The organism is Rhodoferax sp., from assembly GCF_028688795.1.
Classification (GTDB): domain Bacteria; phylum Pseudomonadota; class Gammaproteobacteria; order Burkholderiales; family Burkholderiaceae_C; genus Rhodoferax.
The window spans coordinates 99,130-113,936 of the sequence record NZ_JAQTXM010000016.1; the positions used below are offsets into that span (position 1 = coordinate 99,130).

Below are 14,807 nucleotides of genomic sequence, written 5' to 3' on the forward strand. Positions count from 1 at the left end.
CTTATAGAACAAGCGTAAGCAGCTCATTTTTTCATAACAAACCCGTCGATCCAACGCCATTCACAAGGAGTCCCATGAACACTTTTTTGCCTCAACTCACCAACCTTCGTAGCGCAGCCTTCACCCAGGCGCTGCAACACAAGCTGAACAACAAGACCAAGCCGCTGGGCTCACTGGGGCGGCTGGAATCTTTGGCGCTGCAAATTGGCGAAATTCTGGGCACCGACAGGCCCGTGTTGCAAGACCCGCAGATGGTGGTTTTTGCGGGTGACCACGGCTTGGTGGCGCGCGGCGTGTCGGCCTTTCCGCAAGATGTGAGTTGGCAGATGGTGGAAAACTTTTTGGCCGGTGGTGCGGCGGTCAGCGTGTTTTCTCGCCTGAATGGCATTGCGCTCACGGTGGTGGACTGTGGCGTCAACCACGACTTTTTGGTCGGCTTGCCTGCAGGCAGCCAGCGCCCAGGCTTGCAGGTGTGCAAGGTGGCTGGCGGTGAACATGGCACTGCCGATTCAAGCGAACAGCCCGCCATGACCGCCGCGCAATGCCAGCAGGCGATTCAAAATGGCATGAGTTTGGTCAAGACCTTGCCAGGCAACGCGCTGTTGCTGGGCGAGATGGGCATTGGCAACACCTCGGCAGCGTCCTTGCTGCTGTCACGCCTGGCCGGGCTGGACATTGAGGTCTGCACTGGTGCCGGCACGGGTTTGGATGCCCCCGCGGTGCAGCGGAAAACCGCTGTGTTACGCGAGGTGCTGGCGCGCCATCCGGACGCAAAGGCGCCGCTGGATGCCTTGGCTGCGCTGGGAGGCTTTGAGATTGCCACCATGATGGGCGCGGTGATGCAGGCCGCGCATGAGCGCCGTGTCATTGTTGTGGACGGTTTCATCGCTTCGTCTGCTGTACTGGTAGCGCACGCATTGCAGCCGCTGGTGTTGCAGCGTTGCGTGTTTGCGCACCGCTCGGGTGAGCGCGGGCACGAGTTCATGTTGCAGCATCTTGGCGTGCAAGCGCTGCTCGACTTGGGTCTGCGATTGGGTGAAGGCTCAGGCGGTGCGCTGGCTTGGCCGCTGCTAACGGCGGCATGCGCCATGCTGCGAGACATGGCCAGTTTTGAGTCGGCGGGCGTGTCTGAAAAAGCAGAAGCAGCGAAAGTTTGACCGTCTCCCACAACCCTGGGCGGTGTGGCTCACGGTCTATTTCAAAGCCAAAAGCCAACTTGTGCTGGCCGACAATTCACGCTTTCGAGTCACCACCGACTTCACCATGACCCAATTTATCCGCCACTACCTGCTGAGCCTGCAGTTTTTCACCCGCATCCCCGTCACTGGGCGTCTGGCCGATTGGGTTGGGTACAGCCCTGCCATGCTGCGGGCCAGTGCCGGGCACTTTCCAGGCGTAGGTGTGCTGGTGGGTTTGCTTGTGGCGGGATTCACGGCACTGCTGATGATGGCACTACCACCGACCGCCTCAGCTACGCTGGTGGCCGCTGCGCTGGGCACGGCGCTGGGGGTGCTGATCACAGGCGCATTTCATGAAGACGGCCTGGCCGATGTGGTGGATGGCTTGGGCGGCAGCCACGAGCGCGACCGCGCCCTGACCATCATGAAAGACTCGCGCGTGGGCGCTTTTGGTGCCATTGCCATCGTGTTGGCGTTGCTGTGCAAGGTGGCACTGCTGGCGCTGCTGGGTGACGTGAGTGGGCCGCTGATGGTGCTGGCACTGTTCACCGCGCATGTGGCATCGCGCACCTGGCCGCTGCTCACCATTGGGCTGCTGCCGCATGTGGGCGACGCGGCAGGCTCCAAGTCCAAGCCCTTGGCTGATCAGATCAGTAAAAAAGCGTTGCTGACTGGGATTGTTTGGCTTTTATTAACTCTAGCCCTTGTTTTGTATGCGCAAACAGCTACTAATTTTATAGCTGTCAATTTGTCTGATGATGGCTTGCTGCACGCCTTGCTCAACGCCTTGTTGGCCTCGCTGGTGGCTTGGGGGGTGATGACGCGCTGGTTCTGGCAACGCCTGGGCGGCTTTACCGGTGACTGCCTGGGGGCCACACAACAGGTGTGCGAACTGGCCTTTTACCTCGGCTTGGCCTTGAGCCTGTGATTTGGCTGGTGCGCCATGCGCAACCCCTGATCGCGCCCGGCATTTGTTACGGCGCGTTGGACGTGGCTGCAGACCCGGATGCGACCCGTGTTGCGGCTCAGGCTTTGGCTGAATGTTTGCCTAAAAACGCCATGGTGGTCTCGTCGCCACTACAAAGATGTGAGCTACTCGCGCATACCCTGTATGAGCTACGACCCGATTTGTCTTATAAAACCGATGCTCGCTTGGCCGAGATGAACTTTGGCGAATTTGAAGGCAAACGCTGGGACAGCATCAGCGCGCAGGCCTATGACAATTGGACGGCTGACTTCTGGCAGCACCGTTTTGGCGGGGTGGAGAGCGTGGCCGAATTCATGGCGCGGGTGGCGCTGGTGTGGGATGAGGCCTTGTCTGCTGGTACTGAAAAACTGCAGGTCTGGGTCACCCACGCCGGGGTGATTCGTGCCGCAAGCCTGATCTCGAAGGGCGTCCGGGTGGTGTGTGATGCCAAGCAGTGGCCGGCCGATGCACCTGCTTTTGGTGAGGTGTGGTGCATCAAGCCGACGACAGCTGCGAGTTGATGGCCGTTGCGGCACGTTAAGGGGGTTCAGTTTGAAAACATTGACACGTCAGCCAGAGCGTCGGCATCCGGGGCGTCGATGAACAAGGTCTGTGGGTCAAGTTGCAGCATTTGCAGCAGGATCACCGGCAAGTCGTCGATGATTTTTGGGGTAATGGGGCCGCTTTCGGCCAAGCGGCCGGCCAGGTGCAGCACCACCGCCAGTTTGCGAAAATCTTTGGGGTTCAAGGGCTGAGCGGTGTGGCGCAAACCGGTGACCAGGGCCTCAGGAAAATCCCAGTTTTTAGCCAGTTCAGCGGTGATTTCGCCTTCGTCAAAACCTATCAGCTGGCGCTGGCGCACCCAGCGTTCGCCCGGCAGAATGGGTTTGGCTTCGATCTGCGGCAAGGCAAAAGGCCGCGCTTGTCCCAGGTTGACTTCACCCAGGCGCAGCATCATGCCGCAGAGCCAGGCTTCCTGGTCATCGACCTCGCACAGATCGGCCAGCCACTGCGCATAACCGGCGCACAGCATGCAGTAGCGCCAAAATTCCATGCGGTCAATGCCCACTGGCAGCGCACAGCTTTGCACAATGCAAATCGACAAGGCACGGGCACGTACCTGCGACATGCCCACCACGTTAACCGCCCGCTCAAGCGTGTCTACTGTGCCCGACAAGCCAAACATGGCGCTGTTGGCCATGCGCAGCAGGGTGGCCGTGAGGGCCGGGTCTTTGCCGATGATGCGGCACACCGTGAACGTGTCCGCGTCTTCGTTGTTGAGGGTGCTGACCAGCGCTTTTCCCACTTCAGGCATCACAGGCCATTTCACAGACCGCAGAAATTCAGACATGTTGGTGAAGGGTGTGCGCGCAGGCTCGTTCATGATGATTTTTTGTTGGTTTTAGGTTGGAAATCACAGTGCGATGCGACGGCACACTGCCAGCACAAAGGGGTGCGCGCCTGACAAATGTAACGGCCATGCAAGATCAGCCAGTGGTGGGCATGCACCAGGTAGCGCGCCGGGATGCGCTTGAGCAGCTTTTGCTCCACCTCAAGCGGTGTCTTGCCAGGGGCCAGGCCGGTGCGGTTGGCCACGCGGAAGATGTGGGTGTCAACGGCCATGGTGGGCTCGCCAAAAGCCACGTTCAGCACCACGTTGGCGGTCTTGCGGCCAACACCGGGGAGGGTTTGCAGGGCTTCACGGGTGCGAGGCACTTCGCCATCAAATTGTTCGATCAAAATCTTGCAGGTGGCTAGCAAGTGGCGCGCTTTGCTGTGGTACAGGCCAATGGTTTTGATGTGGGCCTCCAGAGCGTCCAACCCCAAATCAAGCATTTTTTGTGGCGTGTTGGCCACCAAAAACAACTGGCGGGTGGCTTTGTTCACACTGACATCGGTGGCCTGCGCAGACAGCAGCACGGCACACAGCAGCTCAAACACATTGGTGTATTCGAGCTCGGTTTTTGGGTGTGGGTTGGCGGCTGCCAGCGTGGCAAAAAAGGCCTCAATGTCGGCGCGCGTCATGGGTTTCAGGCCATGCTGACAAAAGAGTCGGCCGCTGGCAGTGTGGCCTTTAGCCGCGACCCATCAAGTTCCAGCCTGGAAATCACATCCAGCGGCAAATTGTCGATGGCGTCTGCCGTTGCGTTGGGCACATCGGCCAAGGTGCCCGCCAGATTGATGACGGCACCCAGACGGGAATAGGCTTGTTCGACCAGCGGGTCATAGCTGCGCTCAAGCGCTTGGACCATTTGCACGGGAAAGTTCCAGCGGCGTGCCAATTCGGCAGTGATCTGGCCTTCAGAAAAACCAATCAGGCGCTTTTCCCGTTCCCAGCGACCGCCCGGCGAATGGGGCAGCGCCTCGATCTCGGCGAGCGCTTTGGGGTCAGCCTGCCCAATCAGCAACTCGCCCAGGCGCAGCATCATGCCGGTCAACCAGGCTTGTTGGGTGTCCATGCTCAGTGCGCTGGCCAACCATTGCGAATAACCGGCGCAGGCCATGCTGGTCTTCCAGAACTCGTGTTGGTTCAACCCCGGCAAGGCGGGAAAAGAGTCATTCATGCAAGCCCCCACTGACAAGGTACGCACCTTGGCCATACCGACCATGTGAATGGCGTCGTCAAGTGAATTGACGCCACGTGGCAGTCCAAACTGGGCGCTGTTGGCCAGACGCAAAAGCTTGGCGGTGAGGGCAGGGTCTTTGGCAATGATGTCGCGCACTTCCTTGATGGAAACCTCTTCGTCGTTGAGTGTCTTGATGAGCTCATGCGCTACCTCTGACATGGTTGGCAATTTGACAGTGGCAAAAAATGAGTCAAGGCTGGACATCTGGCATTCCTGTTTGAGGTGTTTGTGCAATCGGTCACAATTTAACTCATTTACAGGTGGGTCACGGCCAAGTAGAAGCCTTGGTTTGCTCATCCAACCTGTTTTTTTTAGCTGCAACCCGCGAGTCGATACATGCAATTTGCCCAACGCCTTCAAAACGTAGAAACCTCTGCCATCCGTGAGCTGTTCAAGTTGCTGGGCAAGCCCGGCATCATCAGTTTTGCGGGGGGCTTTCCTGACCCAGCACTGTTTGATGTTCAGGGCATTGCGCAGGCCAGCGCGGCCGTGTTGGCCAACAATCCCGGCCCGGTTTTGCAATACGGCGCCACCGAAGGCTACCAGCCGCTGCGCGAGGGCATCAGCACCTTTATGGCCAACAAGGGGGCGAGTGTGGCGGCTGACGGCCTGATCGTCACCACGGGCAGCCAGCAAGCGCTTGATTTGATCGGAAAAACCATGATCTCACCAGGCGACAAGGTGATTGTGGAAGCACCCACGTTTTTGGCCACCATCCAATGTTTTCGGCTGTATGGTGCGCACATCATTGGCGCGCCGATTGATGCCAACGGCGTAGACGTGGACAAGCTTGAGGCCTTGATTGAAGAACACCGCCCGAAGCTGGTCTATCTGATTCCCACCTTTGGCAACCCCAGCGGCGCCACGCTGAGCCTGGAGCGGCGCAAGCGCATTCTGGACATTGCCGTGCGTACCCAAACACTGGTGGTGGAAGATGACCCCTATGGCGAGCTGTATTTTGATGCGCCACCGCCGCCCAGCCTGCTGGCCTTGAGCGATGGTGTGCCCGGTAGCCGCGACTGGCTGGCGCATTGCGGCAGTTTCAGCAAAATTTTGAGCCCAGGCCTGCGCGTGGGCTGGATGATTGCACCGCCCGAGTTGTTGGCCAAAGCCACCATGTGCAAGCAGTTCAGCGACGCCCACACCAGCAACCTCACCCAGGCCATTTGCGCCCATTACCTCACGCAAAATCGCTTGAACGACGCGCTGGCTGTGGTGCGCAGCACCTACGCCGAGCGGGCGCGGGTCATGGCTGATGCCCTGCGCCGGGCCTTGGGCGATGCGATTGAATTTAATCAGCCGCAAGGCGGGATGTTCTTTTGGGCTCGGCTCACTGGCAACGGGGGTCAGCTGGCCAACGCGGCTGAATTCGCCAAGCGCGCCATTGACCAAGGCGTGGCCTTTGTGCCCGGCGCACCGTTTTATGCCCATGACCCCGACCCTGCCACGCTACGCCTGAGTTTTGCCACTGCCGATGTGAGCAAAATTGAAGAAGGTATTGCACGCCTTAGCAGGGCGCTGTAAGGCACTTTTGCTGGCGCACCTCAGGCTGGTAAAGAAAGCAGATCGGCCAGTTATTCGCTGAATTGCGCAGTGAGTGGGTTTCGTTCGCTGAAAAACTTGGCGCGGTTGCGGCCACTGTTTTTGGCCTGGTACATGGCGGCATCTGCCCACTTGACCAAGTCGTCAGGTGAGTCCTCGTTGCGCGCGATCATGGCCACGCCAATGCTGGTGGTGCAGCGGTGGGTGACGCTCTGGGTTAGCCCCGCGGCGTTGGGTTTCTTCAGGACGTAAGGCTCGGACAGCGCCGTGCGCACTTTTTCTGCCAGTTGAAGCGCCAGGCGCTCGGCGTTACTGCGTTCGGCAGCAAGCTCCTCAACCACCACCACAAATTCGTCTCCGCCAAAGCGCGCCACAGTGTCCATTTCTCGCATGCAGGCTTTGAGTCTGCGGGCGGCTTCCACCAAAAGCAGGTCGCCCATGGAGTGCCCAAAGTGGTCATTCAGTGGTTTGAAATTGTCCAGGTCCAGAAACATCACAGCGCCAAAATTGCCGCTGCGACGGCATGTCGCCAGGGCGTGGTTCAGGCGCTCGGTCAGCAGGCGACGGTTGGGCAGCTGTGTCAGGGCGTCATAAAAAGCCAACCGGCGCACCTGGCTTTCCATTTTCTTGCGTTGCGTGATGTCGTGTACGACCACATGAATGGCCAGCTCATCGTCGTAGTCAATGGCGGTGCCCTGAACTTCCACGTCGATCACGCTGCCGTCAAGGCGTAAAAACTGCGATTCCACCATGGGCTGAATCGTTTCATGGTTGTAGAGGCTCTTCATGCGGTCTAACTGCTCGGCCAGCGCAGCTGGGTGAATCAGCGCAGCGGTGGGGGTATCGAGCAATATTTGCGCATAAGATGCGCCAAAAAGCCGGATGGCCGCCGGGTTGACGTAAAGAATTTTGCCGGCCCGATGCACCAGAATAGCCTCGGGAGACCACTCAATCAGGGTTCGGTAGCGCTCCTCACTGGCCTTCAGGGCCAGTTGCGTCAACTTGAGTTCGGTGATGTCCTGCGTGGTGCCGACGGCACTCACGGCGTGGTTTGAGTCGTCAAAGTCAAGCTCCGCAATTTGCCGAATCCAGCGGACCCGGTTGTGCACCATCAGCCGATGCTCGTCGTCAAAATCCTGCCGGTTCAGGGCCAGTTGCCAAGCGTGTTTGACGCCAGCGCGGTCGTCCGGGTGCACCATTGCCAGGTACTCCTCATGAGTAACGGGCTGACAGGGCTCCAGCCCCAGAATGTGGCAGGTCTGCAGTGACATGGTGATTTTGTTGGCTGCAAGGTTTGACACCCAGCTACCAATGTTGGCCACAACTTGTGCCCGTTTGAGCTCGCCCGTGCGCAATTCGAGCGCCTGGGTTCGCTCGGCAAGGCTGCTACTGAGGGCGCGCAACTCACGCAAGCGGCTTTGATAAATATGGCGAAAAAAGACCACCAGCAGAACGGCAACCAGCAACAACGCGCCCGCAAGCGTTATGGCAAGATCTGGCGTGACAAAGGGCAGCGCAATGAAGGCCACGCCTGCACTGACGATGAGCATCGCCATCGACAGTCGAATCAACAGGGAGTTTTCAGTATCTGGCATGAGCGAGCGGCTATGCACCAACGCGTGCCCGCTAGGTGCATCTATTTCATTGCCGATGGATGGCGAGGAATGTCAAACAATTCCGACCCAACGCTGCCGGCGTATTTTTGCTCTTATGGTTAAGAATTCTAAGGGCAACACGTTGTGCAAAGCTTGACGCTGCGGGACAAACCGGAACTTATGCCAATTAATTGGGCGATATGCCGTCTACATGCACCTGGAGCCACCACTCCAGCAGCGCCAGATGCCACAGCTTGCTGCCATTGATGCGGGTGAAGTGCTCGGGCGCCTCCGGGTTGGCCAGCAGTTTGTCCACATAGCTGCGCTGGTACAGGCCGCGGCCGATGCAGGCATCCGACATCAAAATACCCCGCATCATCTCCAGGAAAGGGCCGCGCACGTATTTCAGCGCCGGCACCGGAAAGTAGCCCTTGGGGCGGTCAATGACGGAATCCGGAATCAACCCGCGTGAGATGGCCTTGAGTGGAAACTTGCCACCTTCTTTCAGCTTGAGCTCGGGTGGCATGTGCGCCGCCAACTCCACCAGTTCATGGTCCAGAAACGGGGTGCGCACCTCCAGCCCCCAGGCCATCGGCATGTTGTCGACGCGTTTGACCGGGTCGTCGACGATCAGCGTGGTGGCATCGAGCCGCCAGACTTGGTCCAGAAAGGTGTCGGCTTGCGGCTTGGCGAGTTCGCTCGCAATCAACTCTGAGGTTACGTCGCCGACCTGAAAGGTCGGCGTGATCATCTGCAGATATTCGGCATGGTCGCGGTCAAAGTAATGCTGGCTGAAGCGCTCCAGTGGTGTGCCGGTGGCGGCATCCATCTTGGGGTACCAAAAGTAGCCGCCAAACACCTCGTCGGCACCTTGGCCGGACATGACCACCTTGACGTCTTTGGAGACGCGCTCGGCCAGCAAATAGAACGCAATCACGTCGTGGCTGACCATCGGCTCGGTCATTTGTGCCACGGCTTCGGGCAGGCGTTGCATCACCTCATGGTTGGGAATGCTGAACTGGCGGTGCCGGGTGTGAAAGTGCTGGGCGACTTGGTCAGAAAATTCAAACTCGTCGGCCTTTTCTGCGCCGCCGCCCAGGTCTTCAAAACCGATCGAGAAGGTGCGCAGGTCTTTGACCTGATCTGCCAGCAAACCGACCAGCAGGCTGGAATCAAGCCCACCAGACAGCAGCACGCCCACCGGCACGTCAGCGGCCAGCAGGCGGCGCTTGACGCTTTCTGCCAGTCGCTCGCGGGTGGCGGCCAGCCACTCGGCTTCAGACAAAGGTGTGTCTGGTCGCGTGGCGTCCAGTGTCCAGTAAACCTGTTCACTGATGCTGCCGTCCGGGTCCAGCCGCATGGTCGATGCAGGGAGGAGTTTGCGCACGCCCTTGAGCACGGTGCGTGGTGCTGGCACCACGGTGTGCAGGGTGAAGTGGTGGTGTAGCGCCACGGCGTCGATGGTGGTGTCCACGCCTCCACCGGCCAGCAATGCCGGCAGGCTGGAGGCAAAACGCAGGCGGTGGCTGTCTTGCGTGAGGTACAGCGGCTTGATGCCAAAACGGTCACGCGCCAGAAACAACTGCTTGCGGTGCTGGTCCCAGATGGCAAAAGCAAACATGCCCTTGAAGCGGGTCACGCATTGCTCGCCCCAGGCGTGGTAACTTTTGAGGATGACCTCGCTGTCGCCTTCCGAGAAAAACTGGTAACCCTTGGTTTGCAGCTCAGTGCGCAACTCACGATAGTTGTAAATGGTACCGTTGAAAACCAGCGTGAGCTGCAGCGCGGCGTCCACCATGGGCTGGTTCGCGTGGGCAGACAAGTCAATGATGGACAACCGCCGATGCCCAAACGCCAGCGGGCCATCCTGGTAAATACCCGCGTGGTCGGGGCCTCGACGCGCCAGCTTGTCTGACATGCGCGAGATGGCCGCGATGTCAGGTGCCGCGCCATCAAAGCGCAATTCACCGCAAATGCCGCACATCAGTGCGCTCCTTCAGCATGTGCTGAAGCGGGCAAAGGCACCACAATCACCGGTGCAAAACCGCCCCCTTGGGTGCGAAAGTTGGTGGTTTGCCCGGCGTACATGCGAGCTGCCAGCAGTTGCACCTGGCCGGCATAGGTGTAGGCGCGGATGTCAAATTTCAGGTCGGTCTGCACGCCATCGACTTCAATTTTTCGGCCGCTGGGTGGCACCAAGGCCTGGGCGACAAAGTCGCCCTCCAGAATCTCGCTCCAAACGCGTTTGGTAAGCTTGTCGCCCCGGTAGGCCGCCTTGGCACCAAAACCGGCCACCGGCTTGAAAAACAATTGGCGGCGCTGCGCCCAAAGCTCATCAGCACGCTCGGCCGTCACCAAGCGGGTGGCGGGCACGCTGGCAGCGAGCAATTTGCGATCGGCAGCGTTGGCGCCCCAGGCCAGCAGCAGCTCATTTTGGCTCAGCGCAATCAGGTTGCGCTTGTCAGCCAGCAGCGCGTGGGCGCGCGGGTGCGGCGTGAGCACCACGGCGTTGGCCTCATGCGCTTGGCGCAGCGCCAGGTGAGGGGTCTCAGTCAGGTAAAAGTCGGTCAGGCGGTTGTAGACCATGTCCACCGGTGCGCCCTGATGCCATAACTTGCCGTTTTGCCATGACAGTTCTGACGGGTCGGCAATGGCGGCGGTGACGCCGCGCTGGGCAAACAACTGGCGAAACAACTCGAACTCCGGGGCCAGGTATTGCTCAAGCGGCGCATGGTCGACGATCACCACCGAGCGCCAGGGCGCAGCCCCGCGCTGCAATTGCCACTCGGCGGCGAACATGTCGAACACACTTTTTTTCAGGGTGTCGCGTCGCGCGTTGGACGGAAACGCCCAGTCCAACTCCTTACAACAGGCGTCTTGCGCCCGTGCCAGCGCCACGTTCAGCAGCAAGCCACCTGCATTGGTGTTGATTTCAATGAGTTGCGGGCCCTGGGCACTGAGGTGAAAGTCGTAGCCCATACAGACCCCCAGCGGGCCAAAGTTGTGCTGTGCGCTGGCATCCGCCCTTGACAAGGCTTGAGCCTGGTAACCGGGCAAGGCCGCCACACGCTCGATGGCCAGCACGGTGGCCTCAATTTGACGCTGTACGTCGTGCGACACAAACACCACGGTGGATGAAAACAAATTGGGCCGCGATTGGAAGATGTTTTCCATCATCCCCTTCAAGCTGGGGTCGCTTTCCAGCTGCTCGCGCAGGCGCTCCATGTTCAGTGTGCGACAAAAGCAGTCGCGGTTGAGCGATTCGGCAGTGGTCAGGGACGGCTCAGTGGTAGGACTTGGGTTCATAAAGGCTTGTCAGGGTGCAAAAACTGTCCACAAGTCATGTGTCGCGGTTAATGAGCGTGGTGATGGCCTTTGTGGCTGGGTTGTTCGCAGTGAACATGCGTGGATTCTGCCTCACTCGGCATCGCCTTGCCGTACGTTGGCACACAGCTGACGGTGAACGGCGCCTTGACCACTTGCAGGGTCACATGGGTGATCTCAAAGCGGTCATGAAGCTGCTCGGTGGCCTGTGCAAGAAAGGCATCTTCAGCGTTGCCCTGCGGCATCACCAGTTGCGCGGTGAGCGCCACCTGTGAGGTTCCCATGGCCCAGATGTGCAGGTCATGCACCTGCACCACACCCGGCAGTGAGGCCAGATAGTGTTGCACGGCCACCGGGTCAATGCTTTCCGGAACACCGTCAAACAGCAGGTGCAAAGACTGTTTGAACAAATCCCAGGTGCCCCACAAAATCACGGCGGCAATGCCTAAGCTCACCACTGGGTCAAGCCAGGTCCAGCCCTGCCAGAGCGTCAAGGCGCCGGCAATCACCACACCGGCTGACACCAGTGCGTCGGCCGCCATGTGCAGGAAGGCGCCGCGAATGTTCAGGTCGCTGTTGCGGCCACGCATGAAAAGCAGCGCTGTGGCGGTGTTGACCGCAATGCCAATGCCGGCCACCACCATGATGGTGACGCCTTGTTCCTGCAACGACACCTTATCTGATATCAGCCGCCCCACAGCCTCCCAGGCCAGGCCACCCATGGCCACCAGAAGCAGCAAGGCGTTGGCGAATGCCGCCAGAATAGTGGCGCGCTTCCAGCCGTAGGTATGGCGCGCGTTGGGTACCAGCTTGACTGCCAGTGCGCCACCCCAGGCCAACACCAGGCCAGCCACGTCGCTCAAGTTGTGCACGGCATCGGCCAGCAGGGCCAGCGAGTTGACTTGCCAGCCATAAAACGCCTCAATGCCGACAAAGGCCAGGTTGAGCACGATACCGATGGCAAAGGCGCGGTTGAAGTTGGCGGGTGTGTGGTCGTGGTCGTGGGCCATGCGGTCTTTGCTGTGCCCCTGATGGGGCGGGTAAATGGATGCGGCTTTAGGCGCTGGCTAGCCAGCCCTCGATTTTGTCGCGGCTGGGTACACCACCCGCATGCACTACTTTACCGTTGATCACCACGCCGGGTGTGCTCATCACGCCATAAGCCATGATGTCGCGAAGCTCTTCAACCTTGCTCAGTGTCACGTTAACGCCTTTGGCTTTGGCCACGTCGCCAATCAACGCGATGGTGTTTTTGCAGTTGGCACAACCCGTGCCGAGTACTTTGATGTCCATGAGGATCTCCTAAAAAAATGATAGCTTCTTGCGCTTTAACCATAAGGGCTAGAGCCTGATTTTGCTTAAATTATTCGCGCTCCATCTCCAGATACGTCTGGTTGGCCAGTTGTGGAATCCACACATCGGCATGCTTCAGGTGGGCAAACGGTTTGCCGTCAAAGCTTTTGACAGCGGCGCTGATGTCCACACCGTCATCAATGGCCTTTTTCATGTGGGCGCGCAAGGCCAGCAGCAGGTCGCGGGTGTGCGCCTGGGCCGTGGCCAAGTTGGTGACCTTACCGTGTCCGGGCACGATGACGGCGGGCTTGAGCGCGTCAATCACGGCAAATGATTCCAGCCAGGTTTTGCCTGAACTCACGTCAATCAGCCCCAGTGTGCGGTCCACGTACACCACATCACCCGTGAACATCAGGTTTTTTTGCGGCAGCCAGACCAAGGTGTCGCCCGGCGTGTGGCCACCGTGCTGGTGTTTCAGCTCGATCACCGTGCCGCCCAGTTCCAGGCGGGTGTCTGGCCCTGTGACAAAGCGTGTGGGCAGGGTGGGGCTGGTGCCGTCCAGGCGCTCTTTCAGCACTTTCAGGCCCTCCATGTGCATGCCTGAGCGCGCCGTCATGTCTGCTTGGGCATCGATGTGGGCAATGGTCTCGATGCCTTGGGCTTTGAAGTAGCCATTGCCCAGCCAGCGGTGGTCTTGCCCGCCGGTGTTGATGACCCATTTGATGGGCTGGGTGGTGACTTTTTTCGCAGCCGCGTCGATTTTGGCCGCCACTTGGTAGCTGGAGCCACTGTCAATCAGCACCGCACCAGCCGGGGTGACGACCAAGCCAATGTTGGCGTTCAGGCCTTCGTTGTCATAACTGCGACCCTCAATGTCGCCAATGTAGGCGTACACGCCGTCAGCCACGGGTTTGAATGTGACCTCAACAGCCCAGGTGGGCAGGGCGATCAGGCTGGCGGCCAAGGTGGCGGTAAGGGTGAACAAGCGTTTTGTCATGGGGTCTCCTGGTTATAAAAATAATTTCATTGCGAAAGCTTGCGGTTACAGCACCGCGTTGAACACAAAGCCCACCAGCAAAATGCCGCTGGCCACCACCGCCACAAACGTGGCAATCAGCCGCATTTTGAGCACTTTGCGCAGAATAATCATCTCAGGCAGTGACAGCGCAATCACGCTCATCATGAACGCCAACACCGTGCCCAGCGCCGCACCCTTGGCCAGCAGGGCTTGCACGATCGGAATCACGCCTGCCGCGTTGGTGTACATCGGTACACCCATCAGCACCGCCAGCGGCACGCTCCACCAGGCGTCTTTTCCCATGAAACTGGCCATGAAATCTTCGGGAACGTAGCCGTGAATCAGCGCGCCCAGCGCAATGCCGCCCAAAATGTAGGGCCAGACCTTGCCCACTATTTCTTTCACCGCGGCAAAACCACCGTCAATGCGGTCGCCCAGTGTCTGGTCAGCAGCTTCAAAGTCAGCCGACATTTTGGGCATGTCACGCACCCAGTCTTCCAGATAAGCCTCCATGCGCAAGCGGCCAATGACCCAGCCCGCCACGATGGCCACCGTCAACCCCAGGCCCAAATACAGCAGCGCCACTTTCCAGCCAAACATGCCAAACAGCAAGGTGAGCGCCACCTCATTGACCATGGGCGCCGAGATCAAAAACGAAAACGTCACGCCCAGCGGCACGCCAGCTTGCACAAAACCAATGAACAGCGGCACCGCAGAGCAGGAGCAAAACGGCGTCACGATGCCCAAACTGGCGGCCATCACGTTGGCGGCGCCCTCACTGCGCCCGGCCAGCAGGGCGCGGGTGCGCTCAGGGGTGAAATAACTGTTGACCATGCCCATGACAAACACCACGGCAGTCAGCAGCATCAGCACCTTGGGCGTGTCATAAAAGAAAAACTGCAGCGCACCGCCCAAATGGCTGGCGCGGTCGACCGGCATGGCTGCCACCAAGGCTTCAGACGCGGGGACCAGCGTGTTGTAAAGCCCAAGCCAGACCAAGGCGGCCAGGATCAGGAACAGGATGGGCTGGCGTTTGCGCCAGGGGTTGTGGGATGCGGTGATGGTGCTCATAACAGTGAAGACGATGCATCCGCTCAAAAGACGCATGGATTCAGAAAATTTATAAGAAATATGCCTTTATCCGAGATTGTTCATTAGGATTTTTTAGCCGAATCTGCGAATGCCAAAGGCTCACCGGCATTGGCCCAAAGCCCCTCAAACCAAGGCCTTCGCTTGCGTGCCACAGCCAGTCGAAACGTCTGC

Annotated in this window: 14 protein-coding genes; 4 read left to right on the top strand and 10 right to left on the bottom strand. The window is 59.2% G+C overall.

The genetic code is table 11. From position 1 onward, the window contains the following. Nucleotides 1-74: 74 nt before the first annotated feature. The 3 genes from cobT to PHQ58_RS13380 all read left to right on the top strand — a co-directional run bounded on the left by cobT (nucleotide 75) and on the right by PHQ58_RS13380 (nucleotide 2,666). A complete protein-coding gene (gene cobT / locus PHQ58_RS13370) occupies nucleotides 75-1,157 on the top strand; it encodes a nicotinate-nucleotide--dimethylbenzimidazole phosphoribosyltransferase (RefSeq protein ID WP_300111723.1) in 1,083 nt (360 codons plus the stop codon). Nucleotides 1,158-1,263: 106 nt separating this feature from the next. Next, nucleotides 1,264-2,106 carry an adenosylcobinamide-GDP ribazoletransferase gene (locus PHQ58_RS13375; protein WP_300111725.1) on the top strand — a complete coding sequence of 281 codons (843 nt, stop codon included), beginning with the start codon at nucleotides 1,264-1,266 and terminating at the stop codon, nucleotides 2,104-2,106. Beyond that, nucleotides 2,103-2,666 carry a histidine phosphatase family protein gene (locus PHQ58_RS13380; RefSeq protein ID WP_300111727.1) on the top strand — a complete coding sequence of 188 codons (564 nt, stop codon included), beginning with the start codon at nucleotides 2,103-2,105 and terminating at the stop codon, nucleotides 2,664-2,666. Before PHQ58_RS13375 ends, PHQ58_RS13380 begins: the two co-directional genes overlap by 4 nt. 26 nt (nucleotides 2,667-2,692) lie before the next feature. On the opposite strand, the gene PHQ58_RS13385 is transcribed toward PHQ58_RS13380, so the two are convergent. Genes PHQ58_RS13385 through PHQ58_RS13395 form a run of 3 tightly spaced genes read right to left on the bottom strand, consistent with a single transcriptional unit; the run spans nucleotide 2,693 to nucleotide 4,976 of the window. Next, complete coding sequence (locus PHQ58_RS13385; RefSeq protein ID WP_300111728.1) at nucleotides 2,693-3,529, bottom strand: HDOD domain-containing protein; 837 nt, start codon at nucleotides 3,527-3,529, stop codon at nucleotides 2,693-2,695. After that, entirely contained in the window at nucleotides 3,526-4,170 is a 645-nt protein-coding gene (gene nth, locus PHQ58_RS13390; protein WP_300111729.1) for an endonuclease III, read from the bottom strand. The genes PHQ58_RS13385 and nth overlap by 4 nt, the downstream gene beginning before the upstream one ends. Before the next feature lie 5 nt (nucleotides 4,171-4,175). Continuing rightward, nucleotides 4,176-4,976 (bottom strand): HDOD domain-containing protein, encoded by an 801-nt coding sequence (locus PHQ58_RS13395; protein ID WP_300111731.1) that lies wholly within the window; start codon nucleotides 4,974-4,976, stop codon nucleotides 4,176-4,178. Nucleotides 4,977-5,108: 132 nt separating this feature from the next. Between PHQ58_RS13395 and PHQ58_RS13400 the strand changes: the two genes are divergently transcribed. Then, complete coding sequence (locus PHQ58_RS13400) at nucleotides 5,109-6,296, top strand: PLP-dependent aminotransferase family protein (RefSeq protein ID WP_300111733.1); 1,188 nt, start codon at nucleotides 5,109-5,111, stop codon at nucleotides 6,294-6,296. Nucleotides 6,297-6,346: 50 nt separating this feature from the next. Here PHQ58_RS13400 and PHQ58_RS13405 read toward each other — a convergent pair whose 3' ends face one another. The 7 genes from PHQ58_RS13405 to PHQ58_RS13435 form a co-directional block, all read right to left on the bottom strand. Next, the gene (locus tag PHQ58_RS13405; RefSeq protein WP_300111735.1) at nucleotides 6,347-7,909 is read right to left on the bottom strand and encodes a sensor domain-containing diguanylate cyclase; all 1,563 of its coding nucleotides are present in this window, start codon (nucleotides 7,907-7,909) and stop codon (nucleotides 6,347-6,349) included. A 187-nt stretch (nucleotides 7,910-8,096) separates the two neighbouring features. Further along, nucleotides 8,097-9,893 carry an N-acetylglutaminylglutamine amidotransferase gene (locus PHQ58_RS13410; RefSeq protein ID WP_300111736.1) on the bottom strand — a complete coding sequence of 599 codons (1,797 nt, stop codon included), beginning with the start codon at nucleotides 9,891-9,893 and terminating at the stop codon, nucleotides 8,097-8,099. After that, complete coding sequence (locus PHQ58_RS13415) at nucleotides 9,893-11,215, bottom strand: hypothetical protein (RefSeq protein ID WP_300111737.1); 1,323 nt, start codon at nucleotides 11,213-11,215, stop codon at nucleotides 9,893-9,895. The genes PHQ58_RS13410 and PHQ58_RS13415 overlap by 1 nt, the downstream gene beginning before the upstream one ends. Before the next feature lie 47 nt (nucleotides 11,216-11,262). Then, a complete protein-coding gene (locus PHQ58_RS13420; protein WP_300111739.1) occupies nucleotides 11,263-12,243 on the bottom strand; it encodes a cation diffusion facilitator family transporter in 981 nt (326 codons plus the stop codon). 46 nt (nucleotides 12,244-12,289) lie between these two features. Then, nucleotides 12,290-12,526: a thioredoxin family protein gene (locus PHQ58_RS13425; RefSeq protein WP_300111741.1), complete on the bottom strand. Its 237-nt coding sequence runs from the start codon at nucleotides 12,524-12,526 to the stop codon at nucleotides 12,290-12,292. Between the two features lie 70 nt (nucleotides 12,527-12,596). Then, nucleotides 12,597-13,523, bottom strand: coding sequence for an MBL fold metallo-hydrolase (locus PHQ58_RS13430; protein WP_300111742.1), 927 nt, complete (start codon nucleotides 13,521-13,523; stop codon nucleotides 12,597-12,599). A gap of 45 nt (nucleotides 13,524-13,568) precedes the next feature. Continuing rightward, nucleotides 13,569-14,615 (bottom strand): permease, encoded by a 1,047-nt coding sequence (locus PHQ58_RS13435; RefSeq protein ID WP_300111743.1) that lies wholly within the window; start codon nucleotides 14,613-14,615, stop codon nucleotides 13,569-13,571. Nucleotides 14,616-14,807: the final 192 nt, after the last annotated feature.

Excerpts from the sequence above, each read along its gene's own strand:
- nth (WP_300111729.1), bottom strand. The coding sequence starts at position 4,170 with ATGACGCGCGCCGACATTGAGGCCTTTTTTGCCACGCTGGCAGCCGCC.
- PHQ58_RS13400 (WP_300111733.1), top strand. The coding sequence starts at position 5,109 with ATGCAATTTGCCCAACGCCTTCAAAACGTAGAAACCTCTGCCATCCGT.
- PHQ58_RS13415 (WP_300111737.1), bottom strand. The coding sequence starts at position 11,215 with ATGAACCCAAGTCCTACCACTGAGCCGTCCCTGACCACTGCCGAATCG.
- PHQ58_RS13410 (WP_300111736.1), bottom strand. The coding sequence starts at position 9,893 with ATGTGCGGCATTTGCGGTGAATTGCGCTTTGATGGCGCGGCACCTGAC.
- PHQ58_RS13420 (WP_300111739.1), bottom strand. The coding sequence starts at position 12,243 with ATGGCCCACGACCACGACCACACACCCGCCAACTTCAACCGCGCCTTT.
- PHQ58_RS13405 (WP_300111735.1), bottom strand. The coding sequence starts at position 7,909 with ATGCCAGATACTGAAAACTCCCTGTTGATTCGACTGTCGATGGCGATG.
- PHQ58_RS13425 (WP_300111741.1), bottom strand. The coding sequence starts at position 12,526 with ATGGACATCAAAGTACTCGGCACGGGTTGTGCCAACTGCAAAAACACC.
- PHQ58_RS13430 (WP_300111742.1), bottom strand. The coding sequence starts at position 13,523 with ATGACAAAACGCTTGTTCACCCTTACCGCCACCTTGGCCGCCAGCCTG.
- PHQ58_RS13385 (WP_300111728.1), bottom strand. The coding sequence starts at position 3,529 with ATGAACGAGCCTGCGCGCACACCCTTCACCAACATGTCTGAATTTCTG.
- PHQ58_RS13395 (WP_300111731.1), bottom strand. The coding sequence starts at position 4,976 with ATGTCCAGCCTTGACTCATTTTTTGCCACTGTCAAATTGCCAACCATG.
- cobT (WP_300111723.1), top strand. The coding sequence starts at position 75 with ATGAACACTTTTTTGCCTCAACTCACCAACCTTCGTAGCGCAGCCTTC.
- PHQ58_RS13435 (WP_300111743.1), bottom strand. The coding sequence starts at position 14,615 with ATGAGCACCATCACCGCATCCCACAACCCCTGGCGCAAACGCCAGCCC.
- PHQ58_RS13375 (WP_300111725.1), top strand. The coding sequence starts at position 1,264 with ATGACCCAATTTATCCGCCACTACCTGCTGAGCCTGCAGTTTTTCACC.